This window comes from Luteimonas rhizosphaerae (assembly GCF_002849595.1).
Classification (GTDB): Bacteria; Pseudomonadota; Gammaproteobacteria; order Xanthomonadales; family Xanthomonadaceae; genus Luteimonas; species Luteimonas cellulosilyticus.
In genome coordinates, this window is the sequence record NZ_NRQR01000020.1 from 264603 (window position 1) to 286561 (window position 21959).

The window sequence follows — 21959 nt, forward strand, 5'->3', positions numbered from 1 at the left end:
CAGCGCGAGAATACGCGCATTCATCACTGCACAACGACGCAAGCGTCGACCCCGTGCCACGCCGTGCCTCGTTTCGTGATGCATGACACTTCCGATTCCCCGCGTCGAACGCGCTTTGGTCCCGCCACGCGCGCTCCGCAGCGCGTCTCCGGGCTTTCCGGGTCTGCCGGCAGGCCGTAACCTGACGCCGATGAACGAGATCGCCAGTCAGCAGGAGCCGCCCAGCGATGCGTCGCTGATGCTGGCGTATGCGGCCGGCGACGCGGCGGCGTTCGAGACGCTCTACCGGCGCCATCGCGACCGCCTGTACCGGTTCCTGCTGCGCCAGGTGCGAAGCCAGGCGCTGGCCGACGAACTCTTCCAGGACATCTGGCAACGCGTCGTCACCGCGCGCGCGGACTGGCGTCCGGATGCGCTGTTCACCACGTGGCTCTACCGCATTGCCCACAATCGGCTCACCGACCACTGGCGCGCGGCGCGCCACCGGCCCGCGGCCCCGGACGATGCCGACCAGCGCACCGAGCGCATTGCCGACCCGGACACGCCCGAGCGGCACCTGTCGGCCTTCGAGCAGCGTCGCCTGGTGCAACTGGCGCTCGAGGAACTGCCCGACGACCAGCGCGAGGTCGTGATCCTGCGGCTGGAACAGGAACTGACACTGGAGGAGATCGGCGAGATGACCGGCGTGGGCAGGGAAACGGTGAAGTCGCGCCTGCGCTATGCGATGGACAAGCTGCGTGCGAGGTTGAATCCATGACGCCGCGCGATCCCGATGCACTGACCCCGGAAGAGCGCGATCTGGCCGCGCGTCTGTCGACGGGCGATCTGCCGCTGCCGTCGGCTGCGCTGGATGCGTCGATCCTCGCGGCGGCGCGTGCCGCCGTTGCCCCCGGCGCCGTCGCAGGCACGCACGCCGATCCTGTCGATGTGCCCGTGGCGTCGCCGCGCCCGCGCGTGGCGTCGGCTGCGGACAGGCGTCGGCGCTGGCCGTTCGGCGTCGGCATCGCCGCCTCGCTGCTGGTCGCGATCGGCATCGCGTGGCAACTGCGGCCGGTGCCGGAATCGGCTGGAGCCGCGGTGTCGGAGATGCCGGCCGCGTCTTCCCGGGGGCGTCAGGCAGCGCCGATCGCAGCGCCTTCGCCTGCTGGCGAAATCGCGACCGACGACAGTGCGGCGCCGGCACCGGGCACCGCTCCGCAGGCGCGGACGCCGGGCGCGCCCGTCGAGACATCCAACGCCCCGACGCCGGTCGAAGACCCTGCACCGACCGTCGCGACGCTGGCCGAACCCGCACCTGCCGCCGATTCCACGCCGGCGCCCGTTGCCGATACGGGCGTGCGCGAACGCGCCTCTCTGCCTACCGACGACAGTTCGAATCTCGATACCACGCCGCAGTCCGTCCCCCTGCCGCCGCCGCAGTCCACCGCGCTCGGTAACCGCGCCGTCGTCGCCCCGGCGACCCGGCCTGCGCCGCCACCGCCTGCACCGCCTGCACCGCCAGCGCCCGCGTCGCCAGCGCCGGAGGCGTCCGCCCGCGCCGCGGACCTGCGGACGTCCGGTGCACGTCCTTCGCCGGCGCGTCCCGAAACGCGCCGCCTCGACCGCCTGCAGGACGCGACCGGCGCGCAGGCCGACCGCGCCTTCGAACCCGATCACGACGAGCCGCCCGCGACGGCGGATTCCCCCGAGTTCCGCACCGCCTGGCTGGCCCGCGTGCGCGAGCTGCTGGACGCCGGCGAGATCGACGCCGCGCGCGCGAGTCTCACCGAGTTCCACCGCCGTCATCCGCAGGCCGAGCTGCCCGCCGACCTGCGCGCGTTGATCGAATGACCTTGGCGACCCTGGCCGCGCCGGCCACGCATGCGCTGGACGTCAAGCACAGCCGGTTCGTCGCGCACGCCGCGGCCGTCGACGCGCCCGACGACGTGCAGGCCTTCCTGCAGGCGGTGCATGTCGCCGATGCGACGCACAACTGCTGGGCGTGGCGCATCGGCGACCAGTACCGCTCCAGCGACGATGGCGAACCCGCCGGCACCGCCGGTCGTCCGATTCTCGCCGCGATCGACGGCCAGGGCTTCGACCGCGTCGCGGTCGTCGTGGTGCGCTGGTACGGCGGCATCAAGCTCGGCGCGGGTGGCCTGGTGCGCGCCTACGGCGGCTGTGCGGCCGAATGCCTGCGTACCGCAGCGCGGCAGCCGCTGATCGACACCGCGACGCTGCAACTGCATGCGCCGTTCGACGATCTGGGCGCGGTCCATGTCGCGATCGCGGCGAACGGCGCGCAGCGCCTCGACGAACGTTTCGATTCCGACGGCGTCCACCTCACGCTCCAGCTGCCCGTCGACGATGTCGACGCCTTGAAAATCCGGCTGCGCGATGCCACACGCAACCGGGTCCAGTTCGACGAATCCCCCTGATGGCCTTCCGATCCCCACGTACCGCGCCCGACGACGGCGCTCCGAAGGCGCGCATCGGTGCGCTGAAAACGCTGTGGCCGTTCGTGATGCGCCAGCGCGGCCTGTTCGCCGCCTGGCTCGCCGCGCTCGCGCTGTCGTCGCTGGCCACGCTGAGCCTGCCGGTCGCGGTGCGCCAGATGATCGACAACGGGTTCACCGGCGGCGGCCAGATCGATCGCGCATTCGCGTTGCTGCTGCTCGTCGCGATCGCCCTGGCGGTGTTCACCGCGGCGCGCTTCTACTTCGTGTCGCTGCTCGGCGAGCGCGTCGTCGCCGACCTGCGCAACCGGCTCTACGGCCATCTGCTCGATCTCGACCAGGGCTTCTTCGAGCAGACCCGCAGCGGCGATCTGGTCTCGCGCCTGAGCGCGGACACCGAACTGCTGCGCTCGGTCGTCGGCTCGACGATGTCGGTCGCGCTGCGCAGCGTGGTCATGGTGCTGGGCAGCATGACGATGCTGGTGATCACCAGCCCGCGGCTCGCGGCGTTCACGCTGATCGGCATTCCCCTGTTCGTGCTGCCGCTGGTGCTGGGCGGCCGCAGGCTGGCGAAGATCTCGCGTCAGAGCCAGGACCGTGTGGCCGACGCCAATGCGCTCGCCAACGAAACGCTCACCGCGATCCGCACCGTGCAGGCGCATGCCCGCGAACCCTGGGAGCGCGGGCGCTTCGGCGATGCGGTCGCGCAGTCGGTCGACACCGCGCGCCGGCGCATCGGCCTGCAGTCGGTCATCACCGCGGTCGCGATCACGCTGATCTTCGGCGCCGTCGTCGTCGTGCTGTGGTCGGGCGCGCACGATGTCATCGAGGGCCGCATGACCGTCGGTACGCTCGGACAGTTCGTGCTCTACGCGCTGTTCGGCGCCGGTTCGGTCGGTGCGCTGGCCGAGGTCTGGAACGAGCTGCAACGCGCCGCCGGTGGCATGGGCCGGATCGGCGAGCTGCTGGTCGAAACCCCACGCATCGTCGCGCCCGCGTCGCCGGCCGCCGTGCCGATGCCGGCGCGTGGCGCGCTGCGGTTCGACGACGTGACCTTCCACTATCCCTCGCGCCCGGACAGCGCCGCGCTCGAAGGGTTCTCGCTGGACGTGGCGCCCGGCGAGACCGTCGCCCTGGTCGGCCCGTCCGGCGCCGGCAAGAGTACGGTGCTGTCGCTGCTGCTGCGCTTCCACGATCCGGCCGGCGGCACGCTGTCGGTCGATGGCGTCGACATCCGCCAGCTCGATCCGGCCGCGCTGCGCGACCTGATCGCACTGGTGCCGCAGGCGCCCACGATCTTCGCGACCAGCGCGCGCGAGAACATCCGCTACGGCCGCCTCGATGCCGGCGACGCCGACATCGAAGCGGCCGCAGCCGCGGCCGAGGCGCACGCCTTCATCGCCGAACTGCCCGACGGCTACGACGCGCAGCTCGGCGAGCGCGGAGCGCGCCTCTCGGGCGGCCAGCAGCAGCGCGTCGCGATCGCGCGCGCGCTGCTGCGCGATGCGCCGATCCTGCTGCTCGACGAAGCGACGTCCGCGCTCGATGCGCAGAGCGAGCACGCCGTGCAGCAGGCGCTCGCGCGCCTCATGCAGGGCCGCACCACCCTCGTCATCGCGCACCGGCTGGCGACGATCCTCAAGGCCGACCGCATCGTGGTCATGGACAGGGGCCGTATCGTCGCCCAGGGCACGCACGCCGAACTGCTGGCGCAAGGCGGGCTCTACGCGGAACTGGCACGGCTGCAGTTCATCGACTGAGCGGATTCCGCGTCACCTGCGGACACGCGCTGGCACGACGGAATTTGCAGGAGTCGCTTCATCGCGCAAGCGGCGCCTACAGCGACCGCGACGCGTACCGCGTGTCCGCAGTCCCTTGCAGCGATCCCGCCGCGTGCGCCACGGCATGCCGCAACATCGCCGGCGCGATGTAACGGCGGTGCACGCCGCTGATGGCGGCCATGTAGAGCCGGCCGAACAGATTGCGCGTGCGCACGCGGGTTGCCATCGTGCAGACCAGCGTGCCGTCGGCGCCGGCGCGCACGCCGATGCAGGTGCGGAACATCAGGTGCCGGTCGTCGGCGCCGAGCAGCACTTCCACCCGGCGTCCATCGGGGCTGCAGCGCTCGGCCAGGATCGGATGGCGACCCGCGAATGTCAGCGGCGCATCGCCCGACAGCAGCGACGACGCCGGGCAGCCGAGCGGCGACGTGCGCAGGCCGGCAGGCCGCACCAGCACGTTGCGCAGCGCCATGAGCCGCGAGACGCCGTCGGGCGGATTCTCGACGAAACCGGCCAGCAGGCGGTCCATGACGACAGCCGGTGTCGCGCCTCCGCAGGCCGCGACGCCCAGCTGCAGCGCGACCTGGTCCTCGTGCGCGATGCGGCCGGGCAGCTGCGTCTGCAGCAACGCGTCCGCATCGACCGCGCCGGAGACCACCGCGCGCCCGCCGCCGTTGTCGGCGCGGAAGCCTGCGGCAGCGCGGCGTGCGGCGAGGCTCGCCCGCAGCCGTCCCATCGCGGCCCGCAGCGCCGTGCAACACCGCGCGGCAATCGATGCCGGCGGCGCATGCAGCGACAGTGCCGTGGTGGCGATCGACGCGGGATCGCGCCAGGCCACGTCGAGCAGTGCCTGCACGGACGGTGGCAGCACTTCGGTCAACGCGGGAATGTCGGCGGTGTTGCCGAGCACGCGTGCCTGCGTCGCGGCGTCCAGACCGCCGGCGGTTTCGTCGGGATGGCAGGACAGTGCGAACAGCGTCGGATGCGGGCCGTGCGGACGCGCCGCGATGAACTGGTGCCACGTGCCGCCGCCGAAGCGCACCGAAAACAGGCAATCCGGCGGCACTTCGACCACATGCAGGGCGTCGAGAAACGCGCGTGGATCCGCGTCGATCTGCGCCTGCGATGCGGTCGAGAACCGCAGGTGCGCCCCGGCGCTGCCCGACACCGCGGTGAACATGCGGGTGCCGGCGTGGCGATGGAAGGGATGGCCGCCGGCGCCGACGCCGAAGGTGTACAGCGACGACGGATCGCCGCGCGCGAGATCCATCGCGCCGATCCGCGTCGACGGTTCGTCGAGCGCATCGACGAAGGCCGGATGCGCCTGCTGCCGCCGCAAGGCGTCGCCGATCACCGCGTCGCCCTGCCCCGGCGCGAACTGGGCGATCAGCGTGACTTCGACCGGCAGCCCGCCGCAGTACGACGGCAGCCGCACCGACGGAAATGTCGCCGAGGGGCGAAGCGCGGTGAACGCGGCGCGCGTACCGGTTCGCCGCGCGACCTCGCCGGCCAGCGCGCTCACGCGGCGCCGCCCTTGCGACGCTCGCGCTTGAGTGGACCTGCGACCGGGCACACCTCCGCCGCCCAGGCGAAGACCGTGTTCGCGAGCCGATCGGGCACCAGGCGGAAGAACACGAACTGGCCACGCTTTTCGCGCTCGATCAGGCCGGCTTCTTCGAGCACACGCAGGTGTCCGGACAAGGCCGGCTTGCTGAACTCGAAGCGTGCGCCGATCTCGCCCGCGGTCAGTTCGCCGGCGTTGAGATAGGCCAGGATCTGGCGGCGTGGTGTCGAGGCGAGGGCTTCGAAGACCCGTTCCATGGCGGCATCCAGTTAACTAATTAGTTAATTAATGACACCCTTGCATGACGTCGTCAACCCGGCGGCGTGCAGCCGCGCGCCCTGCCCCCTCCCGACGCGCAGGCACGACACGCGCACACGTGGCCGCCGGGGACGCCCCGCGCGAGGGGTCAGCCGGTCTGGAGCGCACTGGACGACGACGCCGTCCGATCGGACGTGGGCGACGCCGCGAGCGCATCGATGAAGCCCGGCGCCAGCGCCAGCGCGCCGAACGCGCCGTGCTGCGTGCCACTGAGCACCCGCAACATGTGCCCGCGTCCGCCCGGCAGATTCCCCATCGGCCGGAACGCGATGTCGCGCGCCTTGGCGATCACGTCGCGCTCGGACTGGAACACCGGCGTCAGCCAGCGACTCCAGAACTGGTAGATCGCCACGTGCCGGCGACGCACCCGGGCGTAGGTCGCCAACGCGTCCGGCAATGCGTCCGCGCGCAGTGCATCGCGCAGGGCTTCGGCATCGAGCAGCGCCATGTTGACCCCCTGCCCCAGCTGCGGACTCATCGCATGCGCGGCGTCGCCGAGCAGGACCCAGCGGCCGCGATGCCACTGCGTCAGCGTGACGTCGCGATAGGTCGCGCGCGCCAGTTGCGCGTGCGTGGTCGTCGCGTCGAGCAGGTGCGCGGCCTCCGGCCAGATCGAGGTCACCGTGTCGCGCCAGTGGTCGAGCGCAGCCGACTGCCAGCCGTCGAATGCGGCGACCGGCAGGCTCCAGAAGAAACTCAGCCGCGGCGTGGCGTCGCCCGGCCGCGTGCCGACCGGCAGCAGGCCGATCATCCGCCGCGCCGCGACGTAGCGCTGGCGCAGCGCGTTGAGGTGCGGCCAGTCGCCGGCCTCGAGCAGGCACCACAACGCGCCCCAGGGATAGACCGCGTCGCGTCGCACCCCGCCGAGCGCGCCGCGCAGACGCGACGCCGCACCATCTGCCGCGAGCACCAGATCGAAGGGGCCGTGCCGATGCCCGTCGGCATCGCGCAGCCAGCGGTCGTCCGCCGCGTCCGGACCGTCGATGGTCACGCCGGCGCGCAGCCGCACACCGTCGCCACGCGCCTGGTCGAGAATCGAGAACAGTGCCCCGCGCTGCATGCCGAGACCGCACAGCCGCGGATCCAGTCCGGCATACCGCATGTCCATGACCGCGCGACCGCAGGGCGTGTCGCCATACAGGCGTTCGACGCGCGCGCCGTGCGCCAGCACTGCATCCAGCAGCCCCATGCGCCACAGCACCTGCAGACCGGTCGGCTGCAGCAGGAACCCGGCACCGACCGGTCCGGGCGACGCAGCGCGCTCGAACACCTCGACCCGATGTCCGTCGCGCGCGAGCAGCACCGCCGCGGCCTGTCCGGCCGTGCCGTAACCGACGATGGCGATGCGCAGTGGCGTCATGGGAGCTCCGGACCGGGTCGCCAGCATACCGGCGCATGCGTTGGGCCGGCAGCGACCGAAGCGCGCGCCCGCAATGCGAAGGGCCGCCCTGTTGCCGGGGCGGCCCTTGCTGGTCGAACGTGATGGCGATCAGTGCGCCGGTCGTTCGTCGCCGTCCTGTTCCAGCCGGCCATCGCGCTCGCGTGCCGCCTCCAGACGCGGATCCGGCTCGTCGAGTTTGTCGCCCAGCACGCGCCGCACGATGATGAAGAACACCGGGATCAGCAGCAGGCCGAGGAAGGTCGCGAACAGCATGCCGCCGATGACGCCGGTGGCGAGCGCATGACGTGCGCTGGAACCCGCGCCGCTCGACAGCGCCATCGGCGTGACGCCCATGATGAAGGCGAACGAGGTCATCAGGATCGGCCGGAAGCGCAGGTTCGCCGCGTCCACCGTCGCGTCGCGCAGCGTCTTGCCTTCCTTGTACTGCTGCACGGCGAATTCCACGATCAGGATCGCGTTCTTCGCCGCAAGACCAATGACCGTCACCATGCCGATCTTGAAGAAGATGTCGTTCGACAGGCCCGGACGCAGCATCGTGAACAGCACTGCGCCGAGGATGCCCAGCGGCACGACCAGCAACACCGCGACCGGAATCGACCAGCTCTCGTAGAGCGCCGCCAGACACAGGAACACCACGACCACCGACAGCAGCAACAGCAGTGTCGCCGTGTTGCCCGCGATGATCTCCTGGTAGGACATGCCCGCCCAGTCGTAGCCGAACCCTTCCGGCAGTTCGTTCTCGACGATCTCTTCCATTGCGGCCATCGCCTCACCCGTACTGCGACCGGGCGCCTGCGAGCCGACGATGTTGATCGCCGAATAGCCGTTGTAACGCGTCAGCGACGGCGTGCTGGCGCCCCACTCCGGCGTCACCACCGTGCTCAGCGGAATCATCGTGCGGGAACCGTCGGGATTGGTGCCGTCCGCGCTCGGTGTGTAGAACCGGCCGATCGAACCCGGGTCGGTGCGGTACTGCGCATCGGCCTGCATGTTGACGCGCTTGATGCGGCCGTCGGACACGTAGTCGTTGACGTAGACCGGCGCCAGCATCAGCTGGATCGCGCCGTAGATGTCGGTGATCGACAGCCCCATCGACTGCGCCTGGACGCGGTCGACGTTCAACTGCAGCTGCGGCGCGTCTTCCAGCGTGTTCGGGCGCACGCCCTGCAGCACGTCGGTCTTCTGCGCGGCCGCGCCCAGCAGCTGGTTGCGGGCCTGCTGCAGCGCCGCGTTGCCGGCGCCGGTGCGGTCCTGCAGGTACATGTCGAAGCCGCCGAACTGGCCCAGGCCCTGCACGGTCGGCAGGTTCACGACGAAGATGGTCGCGTCCTGCACGCCCTGCAGTGCGCCGTTGGCCTCGCCCAGGAACTGGTTGATGTCGGCGTCGCGCTCGCCCCAGTCCTTGAGCTTGATGAAGCCCATGCCGACGTTCTCGCCCTGGCCGACGAAGCTGAAGCCCGCGACCTGCAGCATCGCCTCGTACGAGGGGTTCTGCTCCAGGCGTGCACGCACGTCCTCGAACACCGCGTTGGTGCGCTGCAGGGTCGCGCCCGGCGGCAGCTGCACGATGGCCAGCGCATAGCCCTGGTCTTCCTCGGGCACGAAGCTGCTGGGCAGCTTGATGTAGAGGAAGCCGCAGACCACGCACAGCACCACGAACACCGCCATCCAACGCGGCGCGTGCCGCACGGCGCTGCCGATGTGGCCGACGTAGGTCCGGTTGACCTTGTCGTAGTACTTGTTGAACGTGCGGACGACGACATTGCTCTTGCGCTCGCCGGGCGGCGCGTGCTGCTTGAGGAAGGTCGCGCACAACGCCGGGGTGAAGCCCAGCGCGAGGAACGCCGAGAAGCCCATCGCGACCGCGATCGTGATCGCGAACTGCTTGTAGATCTCGCCCGAGGCGCCACCCTGCAGCGCGCTGGGAATGAACACCGCGGCCAGCACGACGGTGATCGCGACGACGGCGCCGGTGATCTGGTCCATCGCTTTCAGCGTGGCCTCGCGTGGCGGCAGGTGTTCCTCCGCCATGATGCGTTCGACGTTCTCGATGACGACGATCGCGTCGTCGACCACGATGCCGATCGCCAGCACCATCGCGAACAGGGTCAGCTGGTTGATCGTGTAGCCGAGCATGCTCAGGCCGAGGAAGGTGCCGAGCAGTGCGATCGGGATGACCAGCGTCGGGATGATCGTCGCGCGCAGGTTCTGCAGGAACAGCAGCATCACCAGGAACACGAGGACCACCGCCTCGATCAGGGTCACGATGACTTCCTGGATCGACAGCGTCACGAACGTCGTCGTGTCGTAGGGCTTGAACCACTCGATGCCCTGCGGGAACGAGGGCTGCAGCTCGTCCATGCGCGCCTCGACGGCGCTGGCCACGGTCAGCGCGTTGGCGCCGGGCAGCAGCTGGATCGCGAACGCACCGGTCGGCTGGCCGTTGTACTTGGTGTCGAACCCGTAGCCCGACGCACCGATCGCCACGCGCGCGACGTCCTTCAGGCGCACGGTGGCGCCTTCGCTGTCGGCGCGCAGGATGATGTTCTCGAACTGCTCGGGCGTGCTGAAGCGGCCCTCGGCCGACACGGTCGCGGTGAAGCCCTGGCCTTCCGGCGCGGGATCGGAGCCGACAGAACCCGCGGCGAACTGCACGTTCTGCCCGCGGACCGCGGCCATCACCTCGGTCGCCGACATGCCGTAGCCCTGCAGCTGGTCCGGGTTGAGCCAGATGTTCATGGCGTACTCGGAACCGAACTGCTGGGTGCTGCCGACGCCGGGCACGCGCGCGATCTGCTCGAGCACGCGCGAGCCGATCAGGTCGTTGAGCTGGTTGCGGGTGACCGTCGGATCGTCCGACCGCAGGCCCACGACCATCAGGAAGCCGGCGTTGGCCTTGGCCACGACGACGCCCTGCTGCACCACTTCACTGGGCAGACGCGGCGTCGCCAGCGAGACCTTGTTCTGCACCTGCACCTGGGCGATGTCGGCGTCGGTGCCAGTCTCGAAGGTCAGCGTGACACTGGCCCGGCCCGACGAACTCGACGTCGAGCTGAAGTACAGCAGGTTGTCGATACCGGTGAGCTGCTGCTCGATGACCTGGGTCACCGCACGCTCTGTGGTGTCGGCGCTGGCGCCGGGATAGGTCGCCGAGACGGTGACCTGCGGCGGTGCGACGCTCGGATACGACTCCACGCCCATGTTCAGCAGCGAGATCACGCCCGCGAGCGAGATCAGGATGGAGACGACCCAGGCGAAGACCGGGTGGTTGATGAAGAACTTGGGCATGGCGGATCAGTCCTGCGTGTCGTTCGCAGCGGGTGCCTGGCCTGCGGCGTCCTGCGGCGGAGCCGCCGGCGCGTCTTCAGTGGTCGGTGCCGCCTCGGCATCGCCGGGGGCGCCGGCCGGTGCGGCAGCGGCGCCGGGCGCGGCCTCGTTCGCGGCCTGCTCGGGCGTCCACGGCTTGGGCGCGACGACGGCATCGGGACGCGCCTTCGGCACGCCGCTGACGATCACGCGATCCCCGGCCGCCAGCCCCTCGGTGATGACCCACTGGCCGTCCTGCGCGCGGTCGGTGCGCACCGGCTTGCGGACCACCTTGTCGCCTTCGCCCGCCACCAGCACATAGGCGGTGTTGGCATCGCGCAGCACCGCGGCCTGCGGCACCAGGAACACGCCGCTCTGCTGGCCCATGTTCGCGCGCAGCGTCACGTAGACGCCGGGCAGCAGGCGCCGGTCCGGGTTGGGGACGGTCGCACGCAGCTGGATCGCACCCGTGGCGGGATCGACGACATCACCGGAGAAGTCCAGCGTCGCCAGCTGGTCGTGGACCGAGCCGTCGGCCAGCACGATCTCGACCTGGCCGGCGCCGGTGTCGCGATCGAGCGGCAGCGCGCGGATGCGGTTGAAATCGCCGGCGCTCATCGAGAAGTTGATGTACAGCGGATCGATCTGGTCGACGGTCGTCAGCAGGGTCGAGTCACCCTGCCCGACCAGCGCGCCTTCGGTGAGCTGCTGCTTGCCGGCGCGGCCGGAGATCGGCGCCCGCACGGTGGCGTAGCCGAGGTTGATCTGCGCGGTCTGGGTCGAGGCGCGGGCGGCCTGCAGGGCGGCGTCGGCGCTGCGCTCGGCGGCCAGGGCGTTGTCCAGATCGGCCTTGGAGATGAAGTTGGTCGGCGCCAGCTGGCGCGCGCGGTCCGCCGCGGACTTCGCGTTGACGGCATTGGCCTGCGCCTGCGCCTGCGCGCCCTGGGCGGTGCCGAGCGCGGCCTGCAGCTGCGAGGGATCGATCCGGAACAGCACGTCGCCTTCCTGTACGTCGCTGCCTTCCTCGTAGACGCGGCGTTCGAGCACGCCCGGCACGCGGGCGCGCACGTCGGCGCTGCGGAACGGCGCCAGACGGCCCACCAGCTCCTGTTCCAGTGCCACGCTGGTCGGCTGCACCGTCAGCACGCCGACCTCGGCGGGCGGCGGTGCCCCCTGCTCGGGTTCCGGACTACACGCGGTAAGTGCCATGGCAAGCACGGCAAGGGGCAGGATTCGACGCATGGGGAGGGCCTGAATGGAGAGGTATACGGGAAGGCGGGGTATTTCTATACCGGCGAGTATAGCTAATTCGGATTGCCGCCGACAGCGTGAAGAAAGTCATGTTTCCAGCGTGGCCCGAACGGCAGGCGCGTCCGGAGCAGGTCAGACGGTCGGTCCTGCCGCGGATTCCGCACGCGGGCGCGCGCGCAGCGCCAGTCGCGTCGACAGCGGCCCGGGCCTCTTCTCCAGGGGGGCGGGTTCTCCAGGGGGGCGGGGCGACCGCCCGGGACCGGGCCGCGAGCGTCAGCGCAGGCCTTCGATCCAGTCCGGCGCCAGGGTCAACGGCGCTGGGGACGCACCGGCACGGGCGAACGGCAGCACGCCGAGGCACGGCGCCGGCAGCGCCGCACCGAGCAACTGCAGGTACGCGTCGACCCGGGAAAAGTCAGGATCGATGCGGTTGCCGATCCAGCCGACCAGGCGGCAGCCGTCCGCCGCGACCGCGCGCGCGGTCAGGCGCGCATGGCTCAGGCACCCGAGTCGCAGGCCGACCACCAGCACGACGCCGCCACCGAGCTGCCGCGCCAGCGTGTGATGCTCGATGGCCTCGGCCAGCGGTGCGTCCCAGCCGCCCGCCCCTTCGACCAGCACGACGTCGGCCTGGGCTGCCAGCCGCGCGTGGGCGGCGAGAATCGTCGCGAGATCGACGGCCAGTCCCGCTTCGCGCGCGGCCAGCACCGGCGCGGTCGGTTCGGGCAGCGCGAACGGGTTGATGTCGCCGTATGCGGGACGCGGAGCGCTGGCCGCCTGCAGCGCGAGCGCATCGTCGTTGCGCCAGCGCCCGTCGAGCCAGTCGCAGCCGCTGGCCACCGGCTTCATACCGACCGCGCGATGGCCCTGCGCCCGCAGCGCATGCAGCAGCGCGACGCTGGCGTGGGTCTTGCCGACGCCGGTGTCGGTGCCGGTGACGAGAACACTGCGCGCGCTCATGCCTCGCCCGCCGCCATGCCGGCGCGCACCCGCGCGAGCCGTCGCGCGCTGCGCAGGCCGAACCACGGCATCAACACCGCGAGCGCGCAATAGACCATGCCGGGCAGTCCTTGCCAGACCGAACCGGCCGGCAGCGGCAACAGGGCGAGCAGCACCGATGCGAAGGCGGTCAGCATCAGCCAGGTCATCGCACCGACCTCCTGCTGCAGCACGCAACGCTCGAGCGGATCCAGCGCCAATGCATGCGCACGCGCGAGTCCGTAGCGGTTGAGCAGCACCAGGAGCAGGCACATCGCCGCGAACCCCACGCCATAGATCACGTACAGGCTGCGGGCGCCGCCCGCGAGGTCGTCCAGCGGCATCGGCGACGGCGCCCACCCGCCGGTCAGGAAATGCAGGGCCACGCCCATGATCAGGCGCAGCGGATAGACGTACAGCAGCGTCACCGCGACCAGCGACAGGCCGAGCACGGCAATCCGCGCATCCATCAGCCCGGTGCGCCGGCTGAAACGATGATGCGTGCTCCAGAACATCGCCAGGATGGCGAAGCACGCGAGAAACGCAGGCGCACGCTTGAGCGCTTCCTGCAATTCGGACACGCTCGTCGGCATCGCGTCGAACGAAATCACCAGCAGGGTCACCGCGAACGCGAACGCCGCATCGACGAACGTCTCCAGTCGCGACGGCTGCAGGCCGCGCAGGCGGAAGCCGTCGCTGTCGCGCGTAGCGGGCACCCTGTCCTGCCCCGCCTCCATCAGCACGCCCCGGGGCGGCGCCGGCCCCGCTGATACACTGCCCGCATGTTCACATCAGCCTCCCTGAGCGGAACCAAGCCCGAGCAGTATGCCGCGCTCGTCGCGCAGGCACGCGCGCTGCTGCAAGGCGAATCCGACGCGATCGCCAATGCCGCGAACCTGTCGGCCCTGGTCTTCAACGCCCTGCCCGATCTCAACTGGACCGGGTTCTATCTCTACGACGGCGTCGAGCTGGTCGTCGGCCCCTTCCAGGGCCTGCCGGCCTGCGTGCGCATCCCGCTGGACAAGGGCGTCTGCGGCGCCGCGGCGCGAACCCGCCAGACCCAGCGCGTCGACGACGTGCACGCCTTCCCCGGCCACATCGCCTGCGACAGCGCCTCGCGTTCGGAAGTCGTCGTGCCGCTGTACGACGGCGACCGCCTGATTGGCGTATTCGATCTCGACAGTCCGCTGCCGGCCCGTTTCGACGTTGAAGACCAGGCCGGGCTCGAAGCCCTGGCGTCCGTCTATCTCGAATCGCTGCGATGACCACCGCTCCGCTGAAGCTGCGCAACATCGGACCCAAATCGGCCGCCTGGCTGCGCCAGGTGGGCCTGCGCACGCGCGAGGATCTGGCCGACGCCGGCCCGCTCGAGGCCTTCATGCGCGTCAAGCGCGCCGGCTTCAAGCCCAGCCTCAACCTGCTGTATTCGCTGGAAGGCGCGTTGTGCGATTGCCACTGGCAGGAGGTGCCCGACGCACGTCGCCAGGAACTCGTCGCGGCCGCCGAAGCCGCGATCGCCCAGCTGCCCGCGCCGCGTGGCCGTCCGGCTGCCGGTCCGGTCACGACCACCGTGCATGCCGAGGGCGCGCTCGACGACGACGGCACCGACCCCGCGGACGACGCGCACGCCGCCGTGGCGCGCGACTGATCCCACGCGATCCTCCGCGGACCGCGCACGCCACGCGACCGCGAACGTTCGCGTACACTCCCGCCTGCTTCGCGGTGACCCCACGGCTTTCGCCACCGGGTTGAAACGGGAAGCCGGTGACGACCCGCCTCCCGCGGCGTCCATTCCGGCACTGCCCCCGCAACGGTAAGCGCGTATGGGATCTCGCATCCGCCACTGTGCCTTCGGCATGGGAAGGCGCGGGATCCCGGGCCCTCGGCCCGCCGCGCGAGTCCGGAGACCGGCCACGGAGCGCGACCTGATTGTGATGCGGCGGGCATCACGGCGGCGTTCCGGACCGTCGTGTCCGGTCGGCAGCCTGTCCGTCTCCATGCGATCGCCAGATCCGAACCCGAACCGCATGCGTGGGCGCATGCGACTGGAGACCCGCAATGCCATTCCGTCCCTTGTCCCTGGCGATCCTCGCCGCACTCGTCTCGCCTGTTGCCACGGCGGCGACCGCCGCCGATGCGCGTGACCTCGATACCGTGCTCGTCACCGCCAACCGTAGCGAAAGCACGCTCGGCGACACCATCGTGCCGGCCCAGGTCATCGACCGCGCCGAGATCGAACGCACCCAGGCGCGCGACCTGCCCGAACTCCTGCGCGGCCGCGCCGGCATCCAGATCGCGAACCAGGGCGGACCGGGCAAGCTCAGCTCGGTGTTCATGCGCGGCAGCGAGTCCGACCACGTGCTGGTGCTCGTCGACGGCGTGCGCATCGGCTCGGCGACCGCCGGACTGGCGTCGTTCCAGGACATCCCGGTCGACCAGATCGAGCGCATCGAAATCGTCCGCGGCCCGCGCTCCAGCCTGTACGGCTCGGAAGCGATCGGCGGCGTCATCCAGATCTTCACCCGTCGCAATACCGGCGCGATCCGTCCGCACGCACGCATCGGCGTGGGCAGCCACGACCTGCGCGAAGCCAGCGCCGGCATCGGCGGCCGCACCGGCCGCGGCTGGTTCGGCGTCGACGCGGCGTTCCAGCGCACCGATGGCATCGACAGCTGCCGCGGGTCGGGCACGCTGTTCCAGGGCTGTTTCGTCGATGAGCCGGACCGCGACGGCTATCGCAACCGCTCGCTCAATGCGCGCGGCGGCGTCGAACTCGCGCACGGTCTGACGCTCGAAGGCAACCTGCTGCATGCCGACGCGTTCAACGAGTACGACGGCAGCGTGTTCGGCGGCAACGAAGCGAACAACATCCAGCAGGTCGGCGGCGGCACGCTCACCTACGCGCCGTCGGACGTGGTCACGCTGACCGCGCAGGCCGGCCGGGCCTACGACAAGTCCACGACATACTTCCGCGACATCGACGCGGGCACGCGTGTCGATGTCGGCCGGATCGACACGCGCCGCGATACCGCTTCGCTGCAGGCGGATTTCGGCCTCGCGCCGACCCAGCGTGTCTCGCTGGGCTTCGACTGGATGTCCGACAACATCGAAAGCGACACCGCCTATGCCTTGACCGCACGCAACAACGTCGCGGTGTTCTCCGACTACACGGCGCGTTTCGGCGCGCACCGCGTGCAGGCCGGTGTGCGCCACGACGACAACGAACAGTTCGGCGGCCACACCACCGGCAGCCTCGGTTGGGGCCTGGATTTCGATCATGGGCTCCGTCTCAACGCCAGCGCCGCCACCAGCTTCAAGGCGCCGACGTTCAACGATCTCTACTTTCCGTTCGGCAGCGGCAACCCGGACCTCGAGCCGGAGCGCGCGAAGACCGCCAACCTCGGCCTCGCGCAGTACCGCGACACGTGGAACTGGTCGATCAACGCGTTCGAAAGCCGGGTCGACGATCTGATCTTCCTCGACAGCAATTTCGTCCCGCAGAACATCCAGCAAGCCCGCATCCGGGGCGCCGAGCTGACGTTCGCGACCACGCTCGCCGGTTTCGACCTGTCGACCGAACTGAGCCACGTCGATCCGCGCGACCGCAGCGACAGTGCCAACAACGGCAACCTGCTCGCCCGCCGCGCGCGCAACAGCGGCCGCCTCGACATCGACCGCAGCTTCGGAGACTTCCGCATCGGCACCACGCTGCGCGCCAGCAGCAGCCGCTTCGACAACGCCGCCAACACGGTGCGCGTCGCCGGGCACGGCACGCTGGACCTGCGCGCGGCGTGGGCGTTCACTCCGCACTGGACGCTGGAAGCGCGCGCGACCAACGTGCTCGACAAGGATTACGAAACCGTCGCCTGGTATTACCAGCCGGGCCGCGAATACGGGCTGGCGCTGCGCTGGCAGCCGGCGTCGCGTTGACACGACGGCCTCACGATCAAAAAAGCCCCGCACATGCGGGGCTTTTTTTGCGGCGGGGCCCCGCGCTCAGGCCGCGGGTGCGACGCCGGTGGCCGTGGCGCCCTTGGGACCCTGGGTCACCTCGTAACTGACACGCTGCCCCTCCTGCAGCGACCGGAATCCCGACGCGCTGATCGCCGAATAGTGCACGAAGACATCCGCGCTCCCGTCCTCCGGGGCGATGAATCCGAATCCTTTCGCATCGTTGAACCACTTCACTGTGCCGAATTGCATGGACGTCTGACCTCGTGTGGATACGTGATGCCGCCGGGCATGCAAGGTGCACGGCGTGCGATCCGAGTCTGCAACGCATCGCGCGCGCGATGCAAACGCGTCACGCCGCCAGCAGCGCGCGCACCAGCGCCGGCACGCCGGACGTCGCGGCGGCGACATTGCTCAGCACGTCCTCGAAGGTGATGACTTCCTCCGCGTCCGGGCCCGCGCCGGCGGCCCAGTTCGCGACGATCGCGAGGCACGCGTAGTCCAGGCCGAGCTCCCGCGCGAGCCCCGCTTCCGGCATGCCCGTCATGCCGACCAGATCGCAGCCGTCGCGACGCATGCGTGCGATTTCCGCGCGCGTCTCGAGGCGCGGGCCCTGGGTCGCGCCGTAGCAGCCGCCGTCGACCAGATCCACCGCGGCGACACGTGCCGCGTCGAGCAAGGCGCGACGCAGCGCCGGCGTGTAGGGATCGCCGAAATCGACATGCAGCACCTCGCTGCCTTCTTCCTCACTGAAGGTGGCGACGCGACCCCAGGTGTAATCGATCATCTGGTCCGGACAGGCCAGCACGCGCGGCCCGAAGCGCTCGGTGATCCCGCCCACGGTATTGAGCGCCAGCACACGCGTCGCACCCAGCGCATGCAAGGCCGCCAGGTTCGCGCGGTAGTTGATCCGGTGCGGCGGTACCGAATGGCCTTCGCCATGCCGCGCGAGAAATGCGACGCGCTTGCCGTCCAGCGTGCCGACGCGCACCGGCCCCGACAACGCGCCGAAACGCGTGACCGGCTGGTGCGGCTCGACGTCCTGCAGATCGGCCAGCTGGTAGAGGCCGGTACCGCCGATGACGGCGAGGTCGATGTCGAGGTTCATGGAAGTCTCGTGATTGGGCGAAGTCGGAACGCGGTGCACGGGAAAACGTCGGCATCGCGGGCGCCAGGACAGCAACGCGCAGGACCGGCGCCTTGGCGTCGGAGACACGGGCGACGGGTCGGCAGCGTGCCCCCTCGCCCGTGGCCTCACTCCGCCAGTGCGTAGATCGCCGGCAGGTTGCGGCCCTGCTCGTGGAAGTCCATGCCGTAGCCGAAAACGTAACGGTCCGGCACGCTGATGCCGACGTAGTCCGCTTCGATGCCCTCGACGCAGCGGTCGTGGTCCTTGGTCGCGAGCACCGCGATGCGCACGTCGGCGGCGCCCTGGTCCTCGCACCAGTGCTTGACCGCCTTGAGCGTGTGGCCCTCGTCGAGGATGTCGTCGACCAGCAGCACGCGACGACCCTGCAGCGGCGTCGCCGGCCGGTGCAGCCACGCCAGGCCCGAGCCCGTCGTATTGCCGCGATAGCGGGTCGCGTGCAGGTAGTCGAATTCGAGGTCGATCTCGTTCTCGCCGAGCGCGAACGCCAGCTGCGTGGCGAACGGCATGCCGCCGTGCATCACGGTGAGGTAGACCGGCGGCAGGTCGTCGTCGCCGTAGTCGTCTGCGATCTCGTCGGCCATCACTTCGATCGCGTCCTCGAGGGCATCGCGGTCGAAGAGCAGGTCGGCGCTGTCGAGGACGTCGTCGAGGCGGGGAATGTTCATGCGGTGTCTCCAGTGCGGCGCTGTGCGGACCCGGTGTCGGCGAGCGCGCCGTCCCAGCCGAGCGCGCCGCGCCCGATCAGGCCGGTCAGCGCCATGGTATTGAGCGTGCGGCCGTCGACGGCCGCCAGCGATTCGGCGACGAGCTCGGGATGGCAGACCAGCACGACGTCACAACCCGCATCGAGGTGCGCGTCGACGCGTGCCTTGACGCCACCGGCCGAAAACGCCGCGGCCATGCCGATGTCGTCGGAGAACACCACACCACGGAAGCCCATCTCGCCGCGCAGGATCTCGTTGATCCAGCGCGGCGAATAACCCGCGGGCTCCGGTGCGACCTGCGGATAGATCACGTGCGCCAGCATCACCGCGTCGGCGCCGGCATCGATCCCGGCGACGAAGGGCACGAGGTCGTGCGCGCGGATCTCGTCGAGACCGCGCCGGTCGATGGCCTCATCGAAATGCGTGTCCTCCCGCACCGAGCCGTGGCCCGGAAAGTGCTTCAGCGTCGCTGCCATGCCGGACGCGTGCATGCCCTCGACGTAGGCGCGCGTCAGCGCGGCGACCACGTGCGGATCGTCCGAGAACGCGCGATCGCCGATCGCCAGATTGCCGTGGCCGACGTCGACCACGGGCGCGAAACTCAGGTCGACGCCACTGTCACGCACTTCGTCGGCCATGCGCCGCGCGTGCGCGCGCGCCGCCTCGAGCGCGGCGTCGGGATCGGCCAGGTACTGGGCGCCGAAGCCCGACAGCGCCGGCAACGCCGAATAGCCCGCCTGGAAGCGCTGGACCCGCCCGCCTTCCTGGTCTACGCAGACGAGCTGCGGCCGTGGAGCGGCGTCGCGGATCGCGGCCGAGAGCTCGGCGACCTGGGCGCGCGAAGCGAAATTGCGTTTGAACAGGATCACGCCGGCGCAGGCGTCGTGCCGCAGCCAGTCGCGCTCCTGCGCGGTCAATTCGGTGCCGGCTACGCCGATCACGAGCATCGTGGAGTCTCCATCGCACGCCCCATGGCGCCGGCGCGCATTGTCGCAGATGGCGTGCGATGCGACCGTTCAGCCGGCGGCCGCCCGTTCCACGGGCGCGGTGCACGGGGCGTCGACCGCGAAGACGAGTCCGCAAGGGTCCCGGGCGCCGCTCGCGACGCAGGCCGGGCGGCGGGACGCGACTCCGACCGCGTCGCCACCCGATCCGGACGCAGCGTCAGTCGCGCTCCGCCGCGTCCCAGCGCGCGTAGGGATGCGAGGCCAGCGCCAGGTTGTAGTAGCGCGTCAGCTCGGTCACGTCCTCGCCCGCCCACGCCGGTCGCTCGAACGCTTCGTCGGCGGCATCGAGCTCGATCTCCGCGACCACCAGCCCGGCATTGTCGCCGAGGAACTCATCGACCTCCCACAGGTGCGCGCCGTGGCGCACGTAGTGACGACGCTTCTCGACGAGGCCACCGACGCACAGCGCCAGCAGCGCCTGCGCGTCGTCGACCGGCAAGGGGAGCTCGAATTCCTGGCGCGTCGGGCCCGCCTCACGCGACTTGATGTTGAGAAACGCGCGTGCGCCTTCGATGCGCACGCGCACCGACGCCTTCTGCGCGCCGCCCTCGACCGCCGCGAGATCGTTGAGATAGCCTTGCGCCATCGGCACGACGTCGTGGGCCGCAGCGCGCCAGGCGTCGCTGGTGACCCGGAACTTGCGTTCGATCTCGATGCCCATCGCGACGCCCTCAGCCCGGCTCGAACAGCGCGATCGATTCGACGTGCGCGGTCTGCGGGAACATGTCCATGACGCCCGCGGCGCGCAGCTTCCAGCCGCGCTCGTTGACGAGGTAGCCGGCGTCGCGTGCCAGCGATGCAGGATGGCAGCTGACGTAGACGATACGCCGCAGCCCTTTGAGCGGCAGCTGCCTGAGCACCGCGTCGGCGCCCGAGCGCGGCGGATCCAGCAGCAGCGTGTCGAAGCCGGCGCGCATCCAGGATTCGCGCGACTGGTCCTGGGTGAGATCGGCGGTGAAGAACTTCGCATTCGCCAATCCGTTGTGCGCGGCGTTCTCGCGTGCCCGCGCGACCAGGCCCGCCTCACCTTCCACACCGACCACTTCGCGCACGCGGCGCGCCAGCGGCAACGTGAAATTACCCAGACCGCAGAACAGGTCGAGCACACGGTCATCCGCGCGCACGTCCAGCAGGTCCATCGTGCGCTGGATCATCGTCTCGTTGAGGCCGGCGTTGACCTGGATGAAATCCAGCGGCCGGAATGTCAGCTCGACATCCCACGGCGCCAGCCGGAACGACAGCGCAGGCGCCGCCGGCCACAGCGCGTGCACGCTGTCGATGCCGCCGGGCTGCAGGAAGATCGCGAAGCGCTGCGCCTCGCCGAACGCTGTCAACGCAGCGAGGTCACCCTCGCCCAGCGGCTGCAGATGCCGGAACACCAGCGCCACGCCGTCGAACGCAGGCGTCGGATCGCCGGCGATGAATTCGATCTGGGGGATCGCGGCGCGGGCCTCCAGGCCGTCGACCAGCAGCGCCAGTCGCGGGATCGCCGCGGCGATCTCGGGAATCACCGTGTGGCATTCCTGAAGATCGGCGACGAAACGCGGGTCGCGCTCACGGAAGCCGACCAGGGTCTTGTCCTTCTTCTCGACCCGGCGCACCGAGAACCGGCCCTTGCGCCGGTAGCCCCAGGCGCGGTCGACCAGCGGTTCCAGCCAGCGCTCCGGCGTGACGTGCCCGATGCGCTCGAAGTTCTCGCGCAGCACGCGCTGCTTGACGACGATCTGCTGGTCGGCGTCCAGATGCTGCAGCACGCAACCACCGCAGACGCCGAAGTGCGGGCAGCGCGGCTCGACGCGGTGCGGCGACGCGGTCAGCACCTCGATCGTGGTGGCCTCGTCGAAATGGCGCGACCGCGCGGTGCGCGTCGCCATCACCCGCTCTCCCGGCAGCGCACCGGCAACGAAGACCGCTTTTCCGTCGGGCAGGCGGGCGACGCCGCGCCCGTCGTGGGTCATGTCGGCGATGTCGGCGGGAAACGGGGTCTGGTCGAGACGACGGGATCGGGCCACGTGGCGACTGCTGCGTGTAGAGGGCCGCGCATTGTCGCAGATGCGTTCCGCGCGGACAGGCGGCGAGCGCGCAGGCGATCTTTTGCCACATCTGCACGGC

20 protein-coding genes and 1 riboswitch are annotated in these 21959 nt (G+C 70.4%); of the genes, 7 read left to right on the top strand and 13 right to left on the bottom strand.

Annotation, left to right across the window (positions count from 1 at the left end):
• Nucleotides 1–190: 190 nt before the first annotated feature.
• The 4 genes from CJ022_RS10710 to CJ022_RS10725 are packed head-to-tail and all read left to right on the top strand — an operon-like array spanning nucleotide 191 to nucleotide 4195.
• Nucleotides 191–757 carry an RNA polymerase sigma factor gene (locus CJ022_RS10710; protein ID WP_158238404.1) on the top strand — a complete coding sequence of 189 codons (567 nt, stop codon included), beginning with the start codon at nucleotides 191–193 and terminating at the stop codon, nucleotides 755–757.
• Entirely contained in the window at nucleotides 754–1830 is a 1077-nt protein-coding gene (locus CJ022_RS10715) for a hypothetical protein (RefSeq protein WP_101926622.1), read from the top strand. Before CJ022_RS10710 ends, CJ022_RS10715 begins: the two co-directional genes overlap by 4 nt.
• The gene (locus tag CJ022_RS10720; RefSeq protein WP_101926623.1) at nucleotides 1827–2417 is read left to right on the top strand and encodes an IMPACT family protein; all 591 of its coding nucleotides are present in this window, start codon (nucleotides 1827–1829) and stop codon (nucleotides 2415–2417) included. Before CJ022_RS10715 ends, CJ022_RS10720 begins: the two co-directional genes overlap by 4 nt.
• The gene (locus CJ022_RS10725) at nucleotides 2417–4195 is read left to right on the top strand and encodes an ABC transporter transmembrane domain-containing protein (RefSeq protein ID WP_101926624.1); all 1779 of its coding nucleotides are present in this window, start codon (nucleotides 2417–2419) and stop codon (nucleotides 4193–4195) included. Before CJ022_RS10720 ends, CJ022_RS10725 begins: the two co-directional genes overlap by 1 nt.
• A gap of 76 nt (nucleotides 4196–4271) precedes the next feature.
• Here the strand turns inward: CJ022_RS10725 and CJ022_RS10730 are convergent, their stop codons facing one another.
• The 7 genes from CJ022_RS10730 to CJ022_RS10760 form a co-directional block, all read right to left on the bottom strand.
• Complete coding sequence (locus CJ022_RS10730) at nucleotides 4272–5738, bottom strand: DUF2867 domain-containing protein (protein WP_233198710.1); 1467 nt, start codon at nucleotides 5736–5738, stop codon at nucleotides 4272–4274.
• Nucleotides 5735–6037, bottom strand: a complete 303-nt coding sequence (locus tag CJ022_RS10735) for a metalloregulator ArsR/SmtB family transcription factor (protein WP_101926625.1) — start codon at nucleotides 6035–6037, stop codon at nucleotides 5735–5737. The genes CJ022_RS10730 and CJ022_RS10735 overlap by 4 nt, the downstream gene beginning before the upstream one ends.
• A 149-nt stretch (nucleotides 6038–6186) precedes the next feature.
• Nucleotides 6187–7458 carry an FAD-dependent oxidoreductase gene (locus tag CJ022_RS10740; RefSeq protein WP_101926626.1) on the bottom strand — a complete coding sequence of 424 codons (1272 nt, stop codon included), beginning with the start codon at nucleotides 7456–7458 and terminating at the stop codon, nucleotides 6187–6189.
• 129 nt (nucleotides 7459–7587) lie between these two features.
• Complete coding sequence (locus CJ022_RS10745; RefSeq protein WP_101926627.1) at nucleotides 7588–10788, bottom strand: multidrug efflux RND transporter permease subunit; 3201 nt, start codon at nucleotides 10786–10788, stop codon at nucleotides 7588–7590.
• A 6-nt stretch (nucleotides 10789–10794) separates the two neighbouring features.
• Entirely contained in the window at nucleotides 10795–12015 is a 1221-nt protein-coding gene (locus tag CJ022_RS10750; RefSeq protein WP_233198715.1) for an efflux RND transporter periplasmic adaptor subunit, read from the bottom strand.
• A gap of 315 nt (nucleotides 12016–12330) precedes the next feature.
• Nucleotides 12331–13017 (bottom strand): dethiobiotin synthase, encoded by a 687-nt coding sequence (bioD, locus tag CJ022_RS10755; RefSeq protein ID WP_101926629.1) that lies wholly within the window; start codon nucleotides 13015–13017, stop codon nucleotides 12331–12333.
• The gene (locus CJ022_RS10760; RefSeq protein WP_158238405.1) at nucleotides 13014–13751 is read right to left on the bottom strand and encodes a TMEM175 family protein; all 738 of its coding nucleotides are present in this window, start codon (nucleotides 13749–13751) and stop codon (nucleotides 13014–13016) included. The genes bioD and CJ022_RS10760 overlap by 4 nt, the downstream gene beginning before the upstream one ends.
• Before the next feature lie 66 nt (nucleotides 13752–13817).
• On the opposite strand from CJ022_RS10760, the gene CJ022_RS10765 reads away from it, so the two are divergent.
• The 3 genes from CJ022_RS10765 (at nucleotide 13818) to btuB (ending at nucleotide 16965) form a co-directional block, all read left to right on the top strand.
• Nucleotides 13818–14300 (top strand): GAF domain-containing protein, encoded by a 483-nt coding sequence (locus tag CJ022_RS10765; protein WP_101926631.1) that lies wholly within the window; start codon nucleotides 13818–13820, stop codon nucleotides 14298–14300.
• Complete coding sequence (locus tag CJ022_RS10770) at nucleotides 14297–14683, top strand: TfoX/Sxy family protein (RefSeq protein ID WP_101926632.1); 387 nt, start codon at nucleotides 14297–14299, stop codon at nucleotides 14681–14683. The genes CJ022_RS10765 and CJ022_RS10770 overlap by 4 nt, the downstream gene beginning before the upstream one ends.
• A gap of 55 nt (nucleotides 14684–14738) precedes the next feature.
• Nucleotides 14739–14965: riboswitch (cobalamin riboswitch) on the top strand.
• A gap of 128 nt (nucleotides 14966–15093) precedes the next feature.
• Complete coding sequence (gene btuB / locus CJ022_RS10775; protein ID WP_101926633.1) at nucleotides 15094–16965, top strand: TonB-dependent vitamin B12 receptor; 1872 nt, start codon at nucleotides 15094–15096, stop codon at nucleotides 16963–16965.
• A gap of 66 nt (nucleotides 16966–17031) precedes the next feature.
• Here the strand turns inward: btuB and CJ022_RS10780 are convergent, their stop codons facing one another.
• The 6 genes from CJ022_RS10780 to rlmD form a co-directional block, all read right to left on the bottom strand.
• Nucleotides 17032–17238, bottom strand: a complete 207-nt coding sequence (locus CJ022_RS10780) for a cold-shock protein (RefSeq protein WP_101926634.1) — start codon at nucleotides 17236–17238, stop codon at nucleotides 17032–17034.
• A 100-nt stretch (nucleotides 17239–17338) separates the two neighbouring features.
• On the bottom strand, nucleotides 17339–18094 hold the full coding sequence (locus tag CJ022_RS10785) for an S-methyl-5'-thioinosine phosphorylase (RefSeq protein WP_101926635.1): 756 nt from the start codon (nucleotides 18092–18094) through the stop codon (nucleotides 17339–17341).
• A 146-nt stretch (nucleotides 18095–18240) separates the two neighbouring features.
• On the bottom strand, nucleotides 18241–18801 hold the full coding sequence (locus CJ022_RS10790) for a hypoxanthine-guanine phosphoribosyltransferase (protein WP_101926636.1): 561 nt from the start codon (nucleotides 18799–18801) through the stop codon (nucleotides 18241–18243).
• Nucleotides 18798–19787 (bottom strand): beta-N-acetylhexosaminidase, encoded by a 990-nt coding sequence (nagZ, locus tag CJ022_RS10795; RefSeq protein WP_101926637.1) that lies wholly within the window; start codon nucleotides 19785–19787, stop codon nucleotides 18798–18800. The genes CJ022_RS10790 and nagZ overlap by 4 nt, the downstream gene beginning before the upstream one ends.
• 217 nt (nucleotides 19788–20004) lie before the next feature.
• Nucleotides 20005–20508 (bottom strand): CYTH domain-containing protein, encoded by a 504-nt coding sequence (locus tag CJ022_RS10800; protein ID WP_101926638.1) that lies wholly within the window; start codon nucleotides 20506–20508, stop codon nucleotides 20005–20007.
• A 10-nt stretch (nucleotides 20509–20518) separates the two neighbouring features.
• Nucleotides 20519–21859, bottom strand: a complete 1341-nt coding sequence (gene rlmD, locus CJ022_RS10805; RefSeq protein WP_101926639.1) for a 23S rRNA (uracil(1939)-C(5))-methyltransferase RlmD — start codon at nucleotides 21857–21859, stop codon at nucleotides 20519–20521.
• Between the last annotated feature and the right edge of the window lie 100 nt (nucleotides 21860–21959).